This window comes from Acinetobacter kanungonis, from assembly GCF_009939195.1.
Lineage (GTDB): Bacteria > Pseudomonadota > Gammaproteobacteria > Pseudomonadales > Moraxellaceae > Acinetobacter > Acinetobacter kanungonis.
Window position 1 is genome coordinate 328,370 of sequence record NZ_JAACKC010000001.1, and the last position, 17,786, is coordinate 346,155.

A 17,786-nucleotide genomic window follows, 5' to 3' on the forward strand; every position below is an offset into this window, starting at 1 on the left:
TCTTTTATAGTTAGCGACCCAGTAATCCACGGGCGATAATTTCTTTCATAATTTCATTGGTACCACCATAAATTCGTTGAATTCGTGCATCGACAAAGAAACGGGAAATTGAATATTCCGTCATGTAGCCATAGCCCCCAAACAATTGTAGCAATTGATCTGCGACTTTCATTTGCATATCGGTCGAAAAGCTTTTCAGCGCGGCTGCTGTTTCAACATCCAGTTTGCCCTGCATATATAACTCAACATTTTGGTTATAAAAAGCGGCTGTCGCGAGTTCATCAATTTTTGCCTGCGCCAAGACAAAGCGGGTATTTTGGAATTGCCCAATCTTTTGCCCAAAAGCCTGACGTTCTTGAACATATTGTGTAGTGACATCAATCGCGCCACGAATTGCACCTAATGCTGTTGCCGCAATTGCCGTACGTTCACGCGGTAACTCTTGCATTAAATAGTGAAAGCCTTGTCCAGCTTGCCCTAACAATTGATCCTTGGGTACTTTCACATTATCAAAGAAAAGTTCCGAGGTATCTTGCGAATGTAAACCAATCTTGTCTAAGTTGGTGCCCTTTTTAAAGCCATCTAAATGGGTATTCAATAAAAGCAAAGACACCCCTTTGGCGCGGGCTTGCGGATCTGTTTTTACCGCGAGAACCACTAAATCAGCATGCTGCCCATTCGAAATAAAGGTTTTTGATCCATTCAGAAGATAATGTTCATCCTGCAAAATTGCAGTCGTGCGTATCGCCTGCAAATCTGAACCTGCACCAGGCTCGGTCATCCCGATAGCCCCAACTACTTCACCTGTGACCATTTTCGGCAACCAGTACTGCTTCTGCGCCTCAGTACCGATATGTAGAATATAAGGCGCAGCAATTTCAGAATGGCACGAGATGGCTGTAGAAAGTGCGCCATATCCAGCTCGTGCGGACTCTTCAACCAACATGAGCGAGTAATGTGTAGGCACCCCATAGCCACCATATTGCTCAGGTACATCTACACACAGAAAGCCATTCTCACCCAGCTTGTTCCATACGGCGCGCGGCATAATCCCTTGGCTTTCCCATTGTTCATACTCTGGGGCAATATGCTCTTGCATAAAACGTTTAAAATTATCTTTGAAAAGTTCCAAATCTGCATCATGAGCTAACATTATTCTTCCTGAGTTGTTTTTAATCTTCAGCAGACATGCTAGGCAATTTCACTGCTTCTGTCATGTGCAGCTTGTGTCTTATTTGTGGCAACTTCAGGTCAATTCGAATCAATAAATAAAAAAGGAAGCCGAAGCTTCCTTTTGTTCAATCACATCGGATTAAGCGTGTGCTTGATTACCTTCATCCATCATTTGCTTGTCTACCTCTTCAGGGTTAGCCAATGCAAAATCTAGTTTTTCCTTGTCGAGCTGACCAACCCACTTTGCAACTACAATCGTTGCCAATGAGTTACCCACCAAGTTCGTTAAAGCACGAGCTTCAGACATGAAACGGTCAATACCTAAAATCAGTGCTAAACCAGCAACAGGAATATGACCTACAGCAGACAATGTCGCCGCCATCACAATGAAGCCTGAACCTGTCACACCCGCAGCACCCTTAGAAGAAATCAACAACACCAACAACAATGTGATTTGGTGTGAGATATCTAATTGAGTATTGGTTGCTTGAGCAATAAAGACCGCAGCCATCGTCAGGTAAATAGAAGTACCATCTAAGTTAAATGAATAACCTGTAGGAATAACCAGACCCACCACAGATTTTTCACAACCTGCAATTTCAAGTTTCTTCAACATACGTGGCAATACCGATTCTGAAGAAGAAGTCCCTAAAACGATTAATAATTCTTCGCGAATCATACGAATCATTTTCAGGATACTGAAACCACAGATACGGCTGATTGAACCCAATACAATAAAGATGAACAACAAACAGGTGATATAGAAACAGATAATCAACTGGAATAATTGCGCTAAGCTACCAATACCATATTTACCAATGGTAAATGCCATCGCACCGAATGCACCAATTGGCGCAAGCTTCATGATCATATTTACGATATTGAAGAATACATGCGAAATTTGGTCAATCAGTTTCAGTACAGGCTTGCCAGAATCACCTAATTTATGCAGGGCAAAACCGAACAAAATAGCGAATAGCAAGACTTGAAGAATTTCGCCTTCAGCAAATGCACCCACCACGGTATGCGGGATGATATTCATTAAGAAATCGACAGTGCTTTGTGACTGACCAGATTCTACGTATTTAGAAATACCCGATACATCTAAAGATGCAGGGTCAATGTTCATGCCTACACCTGGTTTAGCAATGTTAATTACCAATAAACCAATCAGTAAGGCAACCGTAGAAACGATTTCAAAATAAAGGAGAGCGATACCACCCGTTTTACCCACAGATTTCATGCTTTCCATGCCAGCGATACCGCTAACAACTGTACAGAAAATTACTGGGGCGATGATCATTTTAATCAAACGAATAAATGCATCACCTAAAGGTTTGAGCTGTTCGCCTAAACCAGGAACATATTGTTCAGCACCATTTACAATCTGGGTTCCACTTGGAGAGAAATGACCTACCAGAATACCTGCAATGATAGCTACAATCACTTGAAAATACAGTGATTTATAGATGGGTTTTTTAGCCATAGCGTTACTTCTACACATGTTTCTAGAACTAGAAACATCCAATATTCGTCTATTCCTAAGAATACACAGCCCTTAAAAATTCCTTTTATAATCACTACAAAAGGCCATAGGTATTAAGTTAGGCTTAATACCTTCTAATTAAACTAAATAATAATATCCGCGATTCCATCGCAGTTTGATTACTGAAAATGAATATTTTCAATAGGATAGAAAAGACCACTAATAAGAAAAACTTAACATTCTTCCTTATTCGCACGAATTCTACCGAATTTTTGAGCAGTAAATCTACATAAATTTTTCATATTGTCTAAATATTATTCAATTTTCATTAGACATTAGTCTTATACCCACCACTCTGTTTTTCTTTCTTTTCTGCTGAAATCTTTCTATGATCAGATGAAACCTTTCTCCCCAGATCCACTAAATTACACAGTGACCAAATCGAATGAACACCAAAAGAAATTTATATAAAGATTTTGAGCACCCCTTTGCTCAATTCGTCCGTATTGTCGGCAAAGGCAAAAATGGTGCGCGTTCACTCACTTATGATGAAGCCTATCAGGCTTTTAAAATGATTTTGAATAATGAAGTACTGGATGTGCAATTGGGCGCCTTCTTAATGTTGTTACGTGTTAAAGAAGAATCCGTCGATGAATTGGCTGGTTTTGTACAAGCAACACGCGACTCTCTCAATTTCAGCCCCCTTCAGGTCGATCTAGATTGGTCATCCTATGCGGGTAAACGGAAACATTATCCATGGTTTTTATTGGCTGCCCTGACGTTAGCACATCATGGCTATCGCATTGTGATGCATGGTGCATCGGGACATACCTTAAACCGTGTCTACACCGAACAGGTCTTGGAATATCTCGGTTATCCAATCTGTCAAAACCAAGCTGATGTCGAGCAACAACTACAACAACGTCAGTTCGCCTATATGCCTTTAGATGTGATCTCACCTGTGCTGAGTGAACTGATCTCGCTGCGTAATGTCATGGGCTTACGTTCACCTATTCATACGCTAGCTCGCCTCATTAATCCGTTTAATGCCCCTGCCACCTTACAAGCCATTTTCCATCCTGCCTATCGTAGTTCACATCAACAAGCTGCTTTTAAATTAGGTTACTTAAACAGTGCCGTGATTAAAGGTGAAGGTGGAGAATTTGAGCGCAATCCTGATGCCAAAACCCTGATTTGTGGCATCAAAAATGGGGAGTTGTATGAACATGAACTCCCGAAACTGACCGATAACCGAAGCCCTGTGGAGGAAGAACTCGATTTAGCTGTATTTAAGTCGGTATGGGAAGGTCAACAGGCACATGAATATGGTGAAATTGCAGTGGTTGAAACCATGGGGATTGCACTTTATACCATGGGCGTGTGTGATAGCTATCCTGCTGCAATGCAAAAGGCTAAAGAACTCTGGCTCAATCGCTTTTAATTTCAATCTCAACGTTGTAATGACAAAATGAGAGAGCAAATAAAAAGGACTCAATTATGAGTCCTTTTTATTTCCTTCCCGTTGAGAAGAATACTTTGTGTTCTTAAACGAAACGGATTGGTTTAAATTCTGGTTCATTTTTGTGATGATCATCATCACATTCTTCGCCTTCTTCTTTAGTACCGCGATCGATATAACCACTGCGCTCAGTTTCAGGTAGGTTTTTCATTTCCCATGCATATACTGCCTGCATGCAGATTTCGCGCTGTTCTTTGGTCAATGCTACACCATTTGGCCACTTGCCAATTTCAACTGCAGTTTTTAAACGACCAACAATATCAGGATCGAGTACAGCCAGCATTTGTTCAATATTCATAGTTAATCCTGTTGTTGCAATGAATCAAAATCTTGGTTCCAACCCAGTTTGGTTCGGCACGCCATATAGAAGTCATAACCAGGTGGATGCAATAGGTTTAATTTAAATGGATGCTTGCGGATATGCAAACTATCACCCACATTCAGTGAAATACTATGTTGACCATCGGCACTGACCATTGGTAAAACGCGATTTTCACGAATCAAAATCTTAATTTCACTGTGCCCACCAACCACAATTGGACGTGAAGACAAGGTATGTGGATGCATTGGAACCAAGGCAATCGCATCCATACTCGGATGAACAATCGGTCCACCACCCGATAGCGCATAAGCGGTTGAACCTGTCGGCGTCGAAACAATCAGACCATCACTGTGTTGGCGATAGACATATTGACCGTCGATATTCAACTCGAAGTCAATCATATGTACTGATTTACCCGAATGCAGCACTACGTCGTTCAGTGCAATGGCATCATGAATGGTTTCGCCTTTTGAACGCACTTCCATTTCCAGTAGGAAGCGACGATCTTGCTGGAACTCGCCCTGCAAAACTTGATCGAGCTTAAAAATAACTTCAGTCGGTTTAATGTCTGTTAAAAAGCCCAAACGACCACGGTTCACGCCAATCACAGGGGTATTGTATTTCACTAATGAGCGAGCAGCATGTAATAACGAACCATCCCCTCCAACGACAATAACCAAATCCACAACCTCGCCCAATAATGCACGGCTGACAGTCTGTGTATTTTTATAAGGAACAAGCTCGGCTGTTTCTGCATCAAAAACAGGATGTAAACCTATGCTCATAAGATGATCGTGAATGAGGCTTAAGGTTTCAACGACTGAAGATTTGTCTGGTCGACCAATTAATCCAATATTCCGAAATGACTTGTGTGAAAGTTGCACCTATGTGATCGCTCCGCTAGGATTCTGGCCTATCATACCATTAAACCCGATTGAAATAAAAAACCTTAAAAATAACCTGATTAGCCCATTCAAATGTATGGCTTTTTGCTTCTGTGACAGATTTATTATTGCAAATTCAGAAAAAGCTTCGCATGATTAGCAAAATTTATCAGGATCTTATCACCTTTTATGAAGTTTGAACGTGGCATAGGATTATTCGCCCTTATTTTCTCCATATTGGTCATTGGTACTTTTCTCGCATTTAGTTTCTACTTGATTCGACTAGACAATATCGTGAGAGAAAAATTTGAAGGTAAGCGCTGGGATATTCCTGCGAAGGTTTTTGCTCGCCCACTAGAAATTTATACCAATGCTCCTGTGAGTCAAAAAGACTTTAATCAGGAACTCAAGCTATTGGGTTATAAAAATGCGGATAGCTATGCAAAATCAGGCAGCTATGTCAGCTCGGGGGATACTTTATATGTCCATACCCGTGGTTTCGACTTCGGTGATAGTGCTGAACCTGAACAAGTTTTAAAAGTCAGTTTTGCCAATGACCAAATTAGTGAAGTGAGTGCGACCAAGCCTTCATCAACAGGCATTGCGCGTTTAGAACCTTTATTGATTGGCGGTATTTACCCGCAGCATAATGAAGACCGCGTCCTGATTAAACTCTCGAATGTTCCAAAGCCACTGATTGAAGCCTTAATTGCAACGGAAGACCGTAACTTCTATAAGCATCATGGTATTTCGGTACGAGGGACTGCGCGTGCAGTGGTCAGTAATATCACGGGTGGTAAGCGTCAAGGGGGTTCGACCTTAACGCAGCAGCTGGTGAAAAACTTCTACTTAAGCCCAGAGCGTACTTTAAAACGTAAGGTCAATGAAGCCCTGATGGCATTATTGGTCGAACTTCATTATGACAAAGATGAAATTCTTGAAGCTTATTTAAATGAAGTGAATTTAGGACAAAATGGTAACTATTCGATTAATGGTTATGGTTTGGCTTCGCAGTTCTATTTTGGCTTACCTTTACGTGAATTGAATATTTCGCAACAAGCCTATTTGGTCGGCTTGGTTCAAGGCCCATCCTTATTCAATCCGTGGCGTAACCCTGAAGGTGCGAAAAAGCGTCGTGATATCGTATTGAACAACATGTTGGTGATGGGTTATTTAACTCAGGAACAATATGAACGTGAAATTGCACGACCACTGAATGTGTTAGCCAAACCAACTCTAGGGCCTGCGCGTTTCCCAGATTTTCTTGACATTGTGCGTCGTCAATTACGCACCGAATATCAAGAATCTGATTTAACCAACCAAGGGTTAAAAATCTTCACTACACTTGATCCAGTAGCGCAAACCAATATTCAAACTGCTTTTAAGAGTTCGGTTGAACGCTTAACCAAAAATAATCCAAAACGCTTAAATGATTTACAAGGTGCTGTACTGGTTTCGCATCCTGAAAATGGTGAATTGGTTGCGGCGGTTGGTTCAACTCAAGACTTTACTGGCTTTAACCGCGCGATTGATGCTAAACGCCAAGTTGGTTCATTGCTGAAACCAGTTATTTATCTCAGTGCGATTGAGTCTGGACGTTATAACTGGGCAAGCCCGATCCAAGACAGTTACATCAGCATTCCAAGTGAGGGTAAATCTTGGACACCGAAAAACTATAGTGGTGGCGAACATGGTGTCGTCCCGATGGTACAAGCTTTATCCAACTCCTATAATCTGTCTGCGGTGCGTCTAGGACAAGAATTCGGTGTTTCGACCTTTAGTAACCATCTGAAAAAATTTGGTGTGACTTCCAACATTCCGACCTACCCTTCCATTTTCTTGGGCGCGGTTGATATGTCGCCAATGGAAGTCATGAGTATTTACGGCAACTTTGCGACAGGTGGCTTTAAATATCCAATCAAGTCGATCCGTTCTGTGGTTGATTCAAATGGTCGTGTGTTGGAACGTTATAGTTTAACCGTTCAACAAACCATTGACCCTGCGGCTGCCTATATTGTGAATTATGGTTTACAACAGGTGATGAATTCAGGTACAGGGCGTTCTGCTTACAATACCTTGCCAAGTTCACTCAAACTTGCGGGTAAATCTGGAACCACCAATGATACCCGCGACTCATGGTTCGCTGGTTACTCAGGTAATTATCTCAGTGTTGTTTGGCTGGGTCTGGATGACAACAAAGTCACAGGACTCACGGGTTCTTCAGGTGCATTGCCTGTATGGACCAACGTAATGAGCCAATTACGTCAAAAGCCAGTAAATTTACGTCAAACCGACGATGTGCAATGGCAATGGATCGATAGTGGCTCTGGCAACTTATCGGCTCAGGGTTGTGAAGGTGCATTGTATATACCGTTATTAAGGAGTGCTGTACCACGTCGTGCTACAGCATGCGGCTTTCCTCACTACCAAGTGGAACCAGTTTACACACCTGATACGGAAATGAATCAGAACCCATCGGCTCAACCCGATAGTATGGACAACTATATTCGCGAAAGTGAAAATGACATGCAAAATGACTTGGATCAAAATTCAGGGCGTGTCATTTCCAGCGGAAGTTATGCCAACTAAGGACGATTGATTGCTTATGCTGAGACTCTTTCTATTTTCTGCTGCTGTTCTGGCTTTGGTCGGCTGTCAAAGCCTACCAAAACCTGAAAGTGCTCAACCTGCCGAAACAACAGAGAAGCCCAAAGCTGAACCCTCAAAATCTTCTGGTGTGGTGGTTACACCGTATGAGCAAGCCGAGATTAAGCGGCAGAAATTGCAAGTGGTTGTGCCTGAGCAAAAACCACAGCAAAAATTTGAAGATGGACGTTCTCTTCCAGCATTTAAACAGCTGATGAAACAAACTCAAACAGCGTATCAACAAGGGCGCTGGAACGATGCTGAAGCCGCTGCAATACGTGCACAACGTATCGCACCTCAAGCGGCTGAAACCTATTTGTTTTTGGCTCTCGTTGCCAATCAGAAAAATCAGCCTGCCAATACAGAAGCCTTGGCACGACGTGGTTTAAGCTATGCGCAAACCCCAGCCATGAAAAAGCAACTTTGGCTCGCGATTGCCAAAGCAGGTCAAAAGCAAAACAACCCGAAAACCGTTCAACAAGCTCAGCAGGCATTAAAGTCACTTTAATGCACTGCCCCGCCAACTTTGTCTGCTTACTGCATTGCATTAAATAAATCGAATGCCTGCAATCCCATAAGCATGATGAGACTGCGCCTCGTGTAAATACGCTGCCTGCATGCCGCCTAAGGCAAACACGGGAATCTCGACCTGCTGTGCATATTCTTGAAAACGTGCCCAACCAAGAGGAACTACGTCTGGGTGAGTTGCAGTTGCCAATACAGGACTTAATATCATCGCATCACAACCAATGTCCTGTGCATGTTGCATGGCCACCAAATCATGACACGCGGCGATAACGCGCACACCTACGGGCAAATCGCCTCGCTTGAATGCCATCAACTGCTGCTGCTTTAAATGCACAGCCGCCACCTTCTTCTGCATTGGAACAGTCAGTTGTTGCCATGCTTTAAAGTTGATAATTAAATTGGCAGCAAGCTCGGTTGGTAATTGTTCCAAAGTTTCTACATCAGCCGCCTGATGCTCCACTCTCCAATACAATAACTGTTGCGGTTTAAGTTGCTCAAGATCAGCCAAATGCTCAGAAATTTTAATTTGAGTCGGCCAATACAGACGTTGCAAAATACTATAATTAGCTTTGGGAAAGTTCAGATTCAGCAATTCTGCTCTGCTGTACCATGTCCACGGTTGCTGGATTTCATTTAATAACTCTGCGGGTACAACCGCATGAAATAAATGCAGATTGACCACCACATCATCATATTCATGACAAATCACATCAAAGGCATGCCAGTCTTTAAGTCCAACGCCAACTTCTTCAAAAACCTCACGGCGGCAAGCCTCTAAAGGCGTTTCATTTTCTTCAACCTTACCACCTGGAAACTCGTGTTTATTGCCCTGATGTTGTTCGGCACCACGCCACCCCACCAAGACTTTATTTTGATGCAGTAATAAGGCAATTGCGACATGAATGTTCGGCTTGGACATAGAGAGTTCCATCACTTTAAAGTGGTATCAGTGTAAGTAAATTTAGTTTTTTTATAAATTGCAAAAATTCCCGTTGACAGATCTATTCGATAATGATTATCATTTAAATCACTCAAGAATACACCACGGAGTCAACAAAAAATGAACGCACCTTTTAGCCTTTTTACCCGTAATACTGAATCAGCACATGCCCTGCCAATGCTACATTCAAATAATCTTTTTGCCCTTGGACGCGAAATTCGCATCATGCATGCAGGTGAAGAATACCGTCTGCGTTTAACTCGGAATAATCGCCTTATTCTCACGAAATAAAAATAAAACCAAGCGATAATAACAAACGTGGGAACTAGCAGTATGTCAGCGCGTACTGCTTTTTTAACTGAAGCTGAAATAAAATAAAGATAACTTAGTAAGCGAATTACCCTATTTTCTAAAATAAAGTTCGACTTTTAAACCCCCATAACCAGAAGCTGAAAACTTCATGTCTGCTTGATGCAATTGCATAATCTTTTTACAAATGGATAAGCCTAAACCCGAACCCGTGGTTTGACTGCCCAAAGCCCGATAAAAACGCTCGCCTAGACGCGAGATTAATGCTTGATCCAGACCCTGCCCTTCATTTTCTAAGTGTAGATAGATCTGTTGTTGTCTTATTCCAACAGTTAAATATATCGTTCCATGTGATGGGCTATAACGAATAGCATTGTCCAAAAGATTACGTAAACAGGTTGCCATAAGTTCAGGATTGACCTCAATCTGTACAGATTCCAATTGCGTCTTAAGCATAACCTGTTTTTGCTGCCTGAAGATCTCCAGACTGTTCCATACCTGCATTGCCAATTCGCTTAAATCCAGTCGGGATTTCGGTAAGTCTGCGGTTTCCGTTGGGTCCAGTCGGGCCAGTAATAGTAAATTCTCCAGCACTTGCGTACCGCGACTCACATCTTGCTGAATCAATTGTAATTCTTGGGTAAAGTGTGGCTGATCTTGATATTTTCGTTGTAACACCTGCAAGCGCAATTGAATTGCCGAAAGTGGTGAACGTAATTCATGGGAAGCATCTGCGGTAAAGCGTTGTTCTGCCAGCAATGACTGCTGTAAACGACTTAATAATTGATTCAGCTGCGAAACAATCGGCTGTAATTCTTTAATTTCAGGCTGAGTGCTCTGAATCGGACTTAAATCTTGCGCACTTTTATTGGATATTTTTTGCGACAAAATCTGCATGACTTTAAATTGACGCCCAATGGCAAAATAAGCAAACAGCCACTGCAACAACCATAGCACAATTAACAACACTGCATAAATCAGAAAACTACTCAGCACTTCTTCAAAGCGAACTTTAAGCGGCTGATAAATTACCACCTGCATATCCGTTTCTAAATTTGAGGTCTGGTAACTGCGCCAAAACTGCTGTTGATACCAGACATAATCAAAATGATCATGCTGTTGCTGTGTCACATCAACCACAGGTGCTAGGTCAAAGTTTTCCGACTGTGCCAGTAGTTGCTGTTGATGCAGCAACTGATATTGCAGATCAAACTCTTCACTCAATTGCGTAATTTGCGACTGATTTGAGGCTTGCTGATCTCCGATCAGTAATGCATCGGCAATTTCATCCATCAGCTCATCTTGCAGATTCATGCTTTGATACAGGGCGATGCCGACCAGTAAAATAAAAGCAATTAAACCTGCTGCCACTGAACTGAGTACCGAAGTTTTCACTAACTTCTGTTGGAGTGAAATCGCCTTGCTCGACATTTACGACTCCTGATTCATTCGATAGCCTAGACCCCGAACGGTTTTAATATATTGAGCACCAATCTTCTTGCGCAATTGATAAATAAACACCTCGATGGCATTACTTTCAATTTCTTCGCCCCATGCATAAAGAGATTCTTCCAATTGCTCGCGCGTCACAATATGTTCAGGCTTTTGCATTAATTTAAATAAAATCTGGAATTCTTTGGCAGTCAGATGGATGAGTTGTCCATCTTGATGCACCACTTTGGCTTGCGGGTCGAGCTGCAAATTGGCAAAAGTTAAATACGGTCCTATCGACACCTGTTGCTGTAAGCGCAGTTGTGCCCGCACCCGTGCAGACAACTCTTCCAGACTAAAGGGTTTAACCAAATAATCATTAGCACCTAAATCTAACCCTTCAACACGGTCATGAATACTGTCGCGTGCGGTAATAAAAATGACAGGCACACCCTGCTGATTTGTTCTAATCGATTTTAAGATGTCATCACCAGTGGCTTGCGGTAAACCACGATCCAGCAAAATACAATCATAGTGATGCTGCGCCACAGCATGGATCGCATAATCACCACGATCAACCCAATCGACACTATACCCATCCATTTCTAACCAAGCCTTTATACTCTCAGCTTGAGAAGCATCATCTTCGGCTAATAATATTCGCATCAGCTATTCTCATCGTATAGGCGCATTCGACATGCCTTGATCTGGTTCTAAATACAAAAGCCACATGATGTATGTGGCTTTTAGAAATTCACGAATCACTTAAAACTTGATGCTATCCACATCAATTTCAACCCGCTTTGCTGGACGATAATCGATATCGACCTCACCCGTGATAGTGACAGGTGTTTTGGCAGAGATTGGTTGACCACGCCAGAGCTCATCATCAATATCGACAGTGATTGATCCAGTCGCATCTTGGAACTGATATTTCTCATCCCCCAGTGCTTTGACCACAAAACCTTTCAATTGCACGGGTGTATCATCTTTTAAACTCAGTGCATGCTTGACTGTGGTCTGGGTAGGTGCAATCGCTTGCTGATTCACAGCGGTATTGGCAATCGCAAAACCACTCAAGCTACCGAGTAGTAGTGTCATGACTGTTGTTTTCGCAAGTTGTTTCATTACTTCGCCCTCATATTCACGTCTTGATTTACTTAAAGTGATTAAAACAGAACTACATGAGTTGAATCTTAAGATAAGATGCGTCCAATTCAGAAAATTTAAAGTCCTGATGAAGATCAAGTTTATTGGTTAAATTGGGTGATGCATCCCACTGAATGCATCACGTTGATACTTGTCGTTGAAGCTGGAATTAATTTAAAGGCACTACTCTTAGTACTTCTTCAAGTGTGGTCATGCCTGCAATCACCTTACGTGCGCCTGCAATTCTTAAGGGTTCGATACCTTCTTTTTTCGCTTGTTGACGTAATTCAGTCAGATTGGCATTGGCGCCAATCAATTGCTTGGTACTTAAGCTGAGTGGCATGAATTCGTAGATTCCGACACGCCCTTTATAACCTGTATGGCGGCAGGCTTCACAGCCGACAGCGCTATACACTTTTTCAGGCATTTCCATGATGTAGTCAAATGTAAGGTGTTCCCACTCATTTTCATTGATCTGGCTTTCTTGCTTACAATGCGGACAAAGTTTACGTACCAAACGCTGTGCCAGTACCCCCAGAATGGTCGCTGCCGTTAAAAACGGTTGAACGCCAAGATCATGCAAACGGGTTAAACTCGAAGGTGCATCATTGGTATGCAACGTCGAGAGCACCAAGTGACCCGTCAGCGCAGCTTGAATTGCCATATTTGCCGTATCGTGGTCACGGATTTCCCCAACCATGATAATGTCTGGGTCTTGACGCATTAAGGCACGTACCCCGTCAGCAAAACCTAAATCAATGGCAGTATTCACCTGCATTTGGTTAAAGCTCGGTTCGAGCATTTCAATCGGGTCTTCAATGGTACAGACATTGACTTGATCGGTTGCCAATTGCTTCATGGAAGAATATAAGGTCGTGGTTTTACCTGAACCTGTCGGCCCTGTAACCAAAATAATGCCATGACTATGCGCAGTCAGATTTTGCCACTCATTGAATAAATTGCCTTCAAAACCCAGTTGTTCGAAACTGCGAACCAATACTTCTGGGTCAAAAATACGCATCACCAGTTTTTCACCAAAAGCCGTCGGCAAGGTGGATAAACGCAATTCTGTTTCCTGACCTTTCGGTGTGCGGGTTTTTAAACGACCATCTTGTGGCTTACGTTTTTCTGCGACATTCATGCGCCCCAAAATTTTGATTCGCGAAATAACCGCGGTGAGCGTATTGGCAGGCATGTTATAAATGGTGTGCAGCACGCCATCGATACGAAAGCGTACCTTGCCTGTATCTTTACGTGGTTCCATATGAATATCGCTGGCACCTTGTTCAAAGGCGAACTGTAAAATCCAGTCCACCAGTTTCACAATATGCTGATCATTGGCATCGGGGTTTTGGGTATCCCCCAATTGTAATAAAGCTTCTACCCCTTTATTTTCACGGTCATATGCACTTGACTTCAGTGAGTTTGAAACGGCACGACTGACCTGATAGTACTCAAGCAAATAACGCTGTAATTGATCAGGACTGAGCAATACCCGTTGAATTTTTTTAGGCAGCAGACTGCGTTCTAAATTGCTCACCCATTCGGTTTTATATGGTTGATCGGTGGCAATTAAAACCTCATCAGGTTTCACTTCAACCGCAAGAATTCGGTTACGCACCGCAAATTCTTGAGACATGACATTGGTCAATGCAGCGACATCGGCTTTAAGTGGATCTATCACATATAAAGGCAGTGTTGATTTATCTGCGAGCCATTGCATTAATCGATTGAGAGACAAGGTTGCTTGAGGATAGAGCTGATCTTTTAAATTAAAATTTGCAATCCACTGTAAAGGGTGCCATTTCAGTTGCTCTCTTTGGCGATGTGTGGTTTGAACCAATAATTTCTCGCGTTCATCAATGCGTCCATCTTTAAATAATTGGTCTAAACACCATGTGGTATCAATTTCAAAATTAAAATTCATTGTTCTAAGCCTCAATGTCTAGCGACACTATAACAGACTTTATTTGCCCATTGTTTATTGGCTTTGCATCGCACAAACAAGGATTAACACCCTAATATCCTTATATTTAAATCTCAGCATGAACTTTTGTGATCACAGCGTTTTTACATGAAATGTGGTATAAAGTAGAAAATCTATTCAATATACGCATCATAAAAAATAATCCACATATTCAATAAAACCACACGGACTTTAAAAGGTTTTTATACAGTATGCCAAATTCACTCTTTGATCTGACCATACTTCAAGCTTCCTTTCAGGAGTTGTTGACCATTATGGCAGCAGCTTTGGGTTGCGGCTTGCTGATTGGATTAGAGCGTGAACGCAGCAAACAACGTGAAAATCCGCGTAGCTTTGCAGGAGTACGTTCGTTTGTCATTTGTGCCTTGATGGGCGCGCTGTGTTTTGCTTTTGGCACTGCGCTGGGCATTGTCGGTGCTCTGATTATTGGCGCAATTACCGTGTTTTCAATTAGAAACCAAGTGGATGATCTAGGTATAACCACTGAACTGGCATTTGTGATGACCTATTTTATTGGCGCATTGTGTTTGTGGCATGCAGCATTTGCCGCAGGTCTATCGGTGATCTTGACCATCATTTTAATGCTGAAACATCCCATTCATGGATTTGCCAGTCAATGGATCACGGAACGTGAATTTCGAGACGGCTTGTTCTTGCTCGCGCTTATTTTAATAGCCTTACCCCTCACCCCGAATATTCCACTGTGGGGAACCGTTCTTAATCCGCATATCATTCTTAAACTGCTGGCTTTAATCCTTGCCGTGCAAGCACTTGCACATATCGCAAAACGACTACTCTCCTCTCAAAATGCCCTGATTCTTTCGGCACTGGCTTCAGGCTTTGTATCGAGTACTGCCACCATTGCCAGCTTGGGCATGGAAGTTCGTGCAGGACGTGCAGAAGCTGTTCCCAATGCAGGTGCTGCCTTATTGTCTTGCGTGGCAACCCTGTTACAGCTTTTATTGATTGTCGCAGGCATCAGCTTGACGTGGTTAAAACTGATTATTTTCCCTGCATTTGCAGCCATGACCATTTTAGTGCTCTGGGCACTTTGGTTAATGCGAAAAACCAAACCCTCAGCACCAACTGAACATCCTGATGGACGTATGTTTAGCTTAAAAGAAGCCGCGATTATTGCCGCCACCCTCACCATTATTCAGGCGGCTGTTTACGGTTTAGGCTTAGTCTTGGGCGATGCAGGCTTGATTATTGGCACTCTACTGGCTTCATTATTTGAACTGCATGCCGCTATGGCAGCCATTGTGGTGCAAGGTGGCCCTGACAACTCAACACTTGTCTACGCCCTGATTTTAGGGATGGCTGCACATGCGATTGCTAAATCAGTAAATGCCGCACTCACAGGGGGCAGCAAATATGCATTCGCATTTGCCCCTGCACAAATTTTACATATGCTGGTGTTTGTTGCTTCGTTATGGTGGCTCATCCGTTAGCACTGAATAAAACCTAAATAATACATTCAGTTTAAAATTTGTTCTCTTTTAGAGCATCAGCAAGCTGCTTTATTTCATCAAAATGACACCATAATCAACTAAGCTGCATTAATTCTTATAAATATGATTTAAATCACATTTGATACAAAATTATTTGTGAGTTATTCAGTTCGATCACCAATTAATAATTAAGAATCATTTAGAATAACAACCTAATTCCATCCTCAATTTCTGTAGTCAAAGGTTCGTGCAATGACCGACATGGGTTTCAAAAGTTTTCATGATGCAGGACAAGCGGTCTTAAAATTTTTACATCAGCGCTTTGGTTTTGATTTATGGATGATTACCCGTGTTGAGGGTGAAGACTGGATTATTTTGCAAACCGAAAGCCATGGCTATGACGTCCAAGCAGGGCAAGTCTTTCACTGGACAGATTCGTTTTGTTCGCAGATGGTACAGGGTAATGGACCTAAAATTGCGCCTATTTCTGAAGACATCCCTGCCTATTGCCAAGCCCCAATTGCACAACAACTTCAAATTAAAGCCTATATTGGTCAAGCACTAACCAAAGAAGATGGCAGTTTATTTGGCACACTCTGTGCCATAAATCCAGAACCTAAATCAGAAAGCTTAAAAGACGAACAAAACCTCATTGAACTACTGGGCGATTTACTGAGTCAAATTTTACAGACTGAACTACGCGAAATTGAACAAACCCGTAAAAATGAGCGTTTACAAGCCGAAGCGCTGCGTGACCCCTTAACAGGGCTATATAACCGCCGCGCGTGGGATCAATTTGTACTGGCTGAAGAAGAACGCTGTCAGTTGTATGGGCATCATGCCAGCGTGTTTATGCTCGATCTCAACGATTTAAAATTCATGAATGATGTGCATGGTCACGCTGCGGGTGATCAATTGATTCGACAGACCGCTATCACATTAACAGAAAGCTGCCGCAATACCGACATTATTGCCCGCCTTGGCGGTGACGAGTTTGCCATTTTAACGGTTGAAAATGACCTCGAAGCATCCGAAGCACACCTCGCCCGCATCATAGAAAATTTAAACGCCAAGCAAATTAGTGCCGCAATTGGTTTTGCCTTACGTGATCCTAGCGATGGTATTGTTGCAGCATGTTTGCAAGCCGACAAGAATATGTACCAAGACAAATTACAACGTATTTAGGATCGGCTCTAAAGCAATCACTTCTAGAGTCAGCCCTTGAATCACAAAACTGACATCTAAACCTGCAAATTTCATTTTATAAATACGTTCACTGTCTTCCTGATATGCAGGACGCGGGTCCAGTGACAACACCTGCTCCAGTTCTTGAATACTCTGCAAAGTCGTCTGCTGCGTTGCGAGCAACTGTTGTTGGTCCGTCATTGCCTGTTCCGACCAGTGTACCTTCATCCGCTGCGGTTCTTGCTGTGCATAACCACTTTCTGCACTGATTACGGCATCTGAATACTGAATATAGGGCTTAATATCCAAAATTGGTGTGCCATCGAGCAAATCACTGCCAGTGACATACACCCGTACCGACTTGCCCTCTTTTTTTACTGCTTTGAGTTGTACCACTGAAAGACCAATGGGTGCAGGTCGATACATACTGCGTGTCGCAAACACCCCTATTTTTTTATTTCCGCCTAAACGCGGCGGACGAACTTGAGCACGAAACTGATCTTTTTTCTGCTGATTTTTATTGTCATGAAATTGCCACACTAACCAGAGATGACTGAACTCTTCAATTCCCTCAAAGGCAGCTAAATCATTGTATGGTGGCTGCATTTCTATATAGGACTGCACTTGAACCAGATTGGGTTGTCGCGGAATTCCAAATTTTTCCTGATATGGCGAGTGCATAATTCCAATAATTGGAAGCTGAATTTCAGACATAATCACTTTTTCTGATAAGTTCAATTAAATATATTCAGTTTATCGAGAATGATTTTAGATTA

16 protein-coding genes are annotated in these 17,786 nt (G+C 42.4%); 6 read left to right on the forward strand and 10 right to left on the reverse strand.

From position 1 onward, the window contains the following. Positions 1–10: 10 nt before the first annotated feature. Both GWK51_RS01450 and GWK51_RS01455 read right to left on the reverse strand, forming a co-directional pair. Entirely contained in the window at positions 11–1,153 is a 1,143-nt protein-coding gene (locus tag GWK51_RS01450; RefSeq protein ID WP_161932391.1) for an acyl-CoA dehydrogenase family protein, read from the reverse strand. A 159-nt stretch (positions 1,154–1,312) separates the two neighbouring features. Then, positions 1,313–2,659, reverse strand: a complete 1,347-nt coding sequence (locus GWK51_RS01455; protein ID WP_100241589.1) for a dicarboxylate/amino acid:cation symporter — start codon at positions 2,657–2,659, stop codon at positions 1,313–1,315. 445 nt (positions 2,660–3,104) lie between these two features. Here GWK51_RS01455 and GWK51_RS01460 point away from each other — a divergent pair, with 445 nt between their 5' ends. Then, positions 3,105–4,100: a glycosyl transferase family protein gene (locus GWK51_RS01460; RefSeq protein WP_161932392.1), complete on the forward strand. Its 996-nt coding sequence runs from the start codon at positions 3,105–3,107 to the stop codon at positions 4,098–4,100. A gap of 103 nt (positions 4,101–4,203) precedes the next feature. Here the strand turns inward: GWK51_RS01460 and GWK51_RS01465 are convergent, their stop codons facing one another. Beyond that, entirely contained in the window at positions 4,204–4,476 is a 273-nt protein-coding gene (locus tag GWK51_RS01465; protein WP_142769094.1) for a YeaC family protein, read from the reverse strand. A gap of 2 nt (positions 4,477–4,478) precedes the next feature. Further along, positions 4,479–5,384: an NAD(+) kinase gene (locus GWK51_RS01470; RefSeq protein ID WP_100241592.1), complete on the reverse strand. Its 906-nt coding sequence runs from the start codon at positions 5,382–5,384 to the stop codon at positions 4,479–4,481. Positions 5,385–5,573: 189 nt separating this feature from the next. Here GWK51_RS01470 and mrcB point away from each other — a divergent pair, with 189 nt between their 5' ends. Both mrcB and GWK51_RS01480 read left to right on the forward strand, forming a co-directional pair. After that, positions 5,574–7,973: a penicillin-binding protein 1B gene (mrcB, locus tag GWK51_RS01475; protein WP_161932393.1), complete on the forward strand. Its 2,400-nt coding sequence runs from the start codon at positions 5,574–5,576 to the stop codon at positions 7,971–7,973. 16 nt (positions 7,974–7,989) lie between these two features. After that, positions 7,990–8,538, forward strand: coding sequence for a tetratricopeptide repeat protein (locus GWK51_RS01480; protein ID WP_161932394.1), 549 nt, complete (start codon positions 7,990–7,992; stop codon positions 8,536–8,538). A 39-nt stretch (positions 8,539–8,577) separates the two neighbouring features. Here GWK51_RS01480 and GWK51_RS01485 read toward each other — a convergent pair whose 3' ends face one another. Continuing rightward, entirely contained in the window at positions 8,578–9,477 is a 900-nt protein-coding gene (locus tag GWK51_RS01485) for a thiamine phosphate synthase (RefSeq protein WP_161932395.1), read from the reverse strand. A 141-nt stretch (positions 9,478–9,618) separates the two neighbouring features. Here GWK51_RS01485 and hemP point away from each other — a divergent pair, with 141 nt between their 5' ends. Then, positions 9,619–9,789, forward strand: a complete 171-nt coding sequence (hemP, locus tag GWK51_RS01490) for a hemin uptake protein HemP (protein ID WP_100241596.1) — start codon at positions 9,619–9,621, stop codon at positions 9,787–9,789. Between the two features lie 111 nt (positions 9,790–9,900). Here the strand turns inward: hemP and GWK51_RS01495 are convergent, their stop codons facing one another. The 4 genes from GWK51_RS01495 to GWK51_RS01510 form a co-directional block, all read right to left on the reverse strand. Then, entirely contained in the window at positions 9,901–11,238 is a 1,338-nt protein-coding gene (locus GWK51_RS01495) for a sensor histidine kinase (RefSeq protein WP_161932396.1), read from the reverse strand. Beyond that, entirely contained in the window at positions 11,239–11,904 is a 666-nt protein-coding gene (locus tag GWK51_RS01500) for a response regulator transcription factor (protein WP_161932397.1), read from the reverse strand. 99 nt (positions 11,905–12,003) lie between these two features. Next, on the reverse strand, positions 12,004–12,366 hold the full coding sequence (locus GWK51_RS01505) for a NirD/YgiW/YdeI family stress tolerance protein (protein ID WP_161932398.1): 363 nt from the start codon (positions 12,364–12,366) through the stop codon (positions 12,004–12,006). 190 nt (positions 12,367–12,556) lie between these two features. Then, positions 12,557–14,314: a GspE/PulE family protein gene (locus tag GWK51_RS01510; RefSeq protein WP_142769101.1), complete on the reverse strand. Its 1,758-nt coding sequence runs from the start codon at positions 14,312–14,314 to the stop codon at positions 12,557–12,559. A gap of 251 nt (positions 14,315–14,565) precedes the next feature. Here GWK51_RS01510 and GWK51_RS01515 point away from each other — a divergent pair, with 251 nt between their 5' ends. Together GWK51_RS01515 and GWK51_RS01520 are read left to right on the forward strand one after the other, a co-directional pair. Continuing rightward, positions 14,566–15,825 carry an MgtC/SapB family protein gene (locus GWK51_RS01515; protein WP_100241601.1) on the forward strand — a complete coding sequence of 420 codons (1,260 nt, stop codon included), beginning with the start codon at positions 14,566–14,568 and terminating at the stop codon, positions 15,823–15,825. A gap of 252 nt (positions 15,826–16,077) precedes the next feature. After that, complete coding sequence (locus GWK51_RS01520) at positions 16,078–17,010, forward strand: sensor domain-containing diguanylate cyclase (RefSeq protein WP_161932399.1); 933 nt, start codon at positions 16,078–16,080, stop codon at positions 17,008–17,010. Here the strand turns inward: GWK51_RS01520 and tsaA are convergent. Beyond that, the gene (tsaA, locus tag GWK51_RS01525) at positions 16,996–17,724 is read right to left on the reverse strand and encodes a tRNA (N6-threonylcarbamoyladenosine(37)-N6)-methyltransferase TrmO (protein WP_161932400.1); all 729 of its coding nucleotides are present in this window, start codon (positions 17,722–17,724) and stop codon (positions 16,996–16,998) included. The two genes, GWK51_RS01520 and tsaA, sit on opposite strands and share 15 nt — an antisense overlap. Positions 17,725–17,786 lie beyond the last annotated feature (62 nt).

What these genes read in the sequence shown, in the direction of transcription:
- GWK51_RS01450 (WP_161932391.1), bottom strand. Translation starts at nt 1,153, where the DNA reads ATGTTAGCTCATGATGCAGATTTGGAACTTTTCAAAGATAATTTTAAA.
- GWK51_RS01455 (WP_100241589.1), bottom strand. Translation starts at nt 2,659, where the DNA reads ATGGCTAAAAAACCCATCTATAAATCACTGTATTTTCAAGTGATTGTA.
- GWK51_RS01460 (WP_161932392.1), top strand. Translation starts at nt 3,105, where the DNA reads ATGAACACCAAAAGAAATTTATATAAAGATTTTGAGCACCCCTTTGCT.
- GWK51_RS01465 (WP_142769094.1), bottom strand. Translation starts at nt 4,476, where the DNA reads ATGAATATTGAACAAATGCTGGCTGTACTCGATCCTGATATTGTTGGT.
- mrcB (WP_161932393.1), top strand. Translation starts at nt 5,574, where the DNA reads ATGAAGTTTGAACGTGGCATAGGATTATTCGCCCTTATTTTCTCCATA.
- GWK51_RS01480 (WP_161932394.1), top strand. Translation starts at nt 7,990, where the DNA reads ATGCTGAGACTCTTTCTATTTTCTGCTGCTGTTCTGGCTTTGGTCGGC.
- GWK51_RS01485 (WP_161932395.1), bottom strand. Translation starts at nt 9,477, where the DNA reads ATGTCCAAGCCGAACATTCATGTCGCAATTGCCTTATTACTGCATCAA.
- hemP (WP_100241596.1), top strand. Translation starts at nt 9,619, where the DNA reads ATGAACGCACCTTTTAGCCTTTTTACCCGTAATACTGAATCAGCACAT.
- GWK51_RS01495 (WP_161932396.1), bottom strand. Translation starts at nt 11,238, where the DNA reads ATGTCGAGCAAGGCGATTTCACTCCAACAGAAGTTAGTGAAAACTTCG.
- GWK51_RS01500 (WP_161932397.1), bottom strand. Translation starts at nt 11,904, where the DNA reads ATGCGAATATTATTAGCCGAAGATGATGCTTCTCAAGCTGAGAGTATA.
- GWK51_RS01505 (WP_161932398.1), bottom strand. Translation starts at nt 12,366, where the DNA reads ATGAAACAACTTGCGAAAACAACAGTCATGACACTACTACTCGGTAGC.
- GWK51_RS01510 (WP_142769101.1), bottom strand. Translation starts at nt 14,314, where the DNA reads ATGAATTTTAATTTTGAAATTGATACCACATGGTGTTTAGACCAATTA.
- GWK51_RS01515 (WP_100241601.1), top strand. Translation starts at nt 14,566, where the DNA reads ATGCCAAATTCACTCTTTGATCTGACCATACTTCAAGCTTCCTTTCAG.
- GWK51_RS01520 (WP_161932399.1), top strand. Translation starts at nt 16,078, where the DNA reads ATGACCGACATGGGTTTCAAAAGTTTTCATGATGCAGGACAAGCGGTC.
- tsaA (WP_161932400.1), bottom strand. Translation starts at nt 17,724, where the DNA reads ATGTCTGAAATTCAGCTTCCAATTATTGGAATTATGCACTCGCCATAT.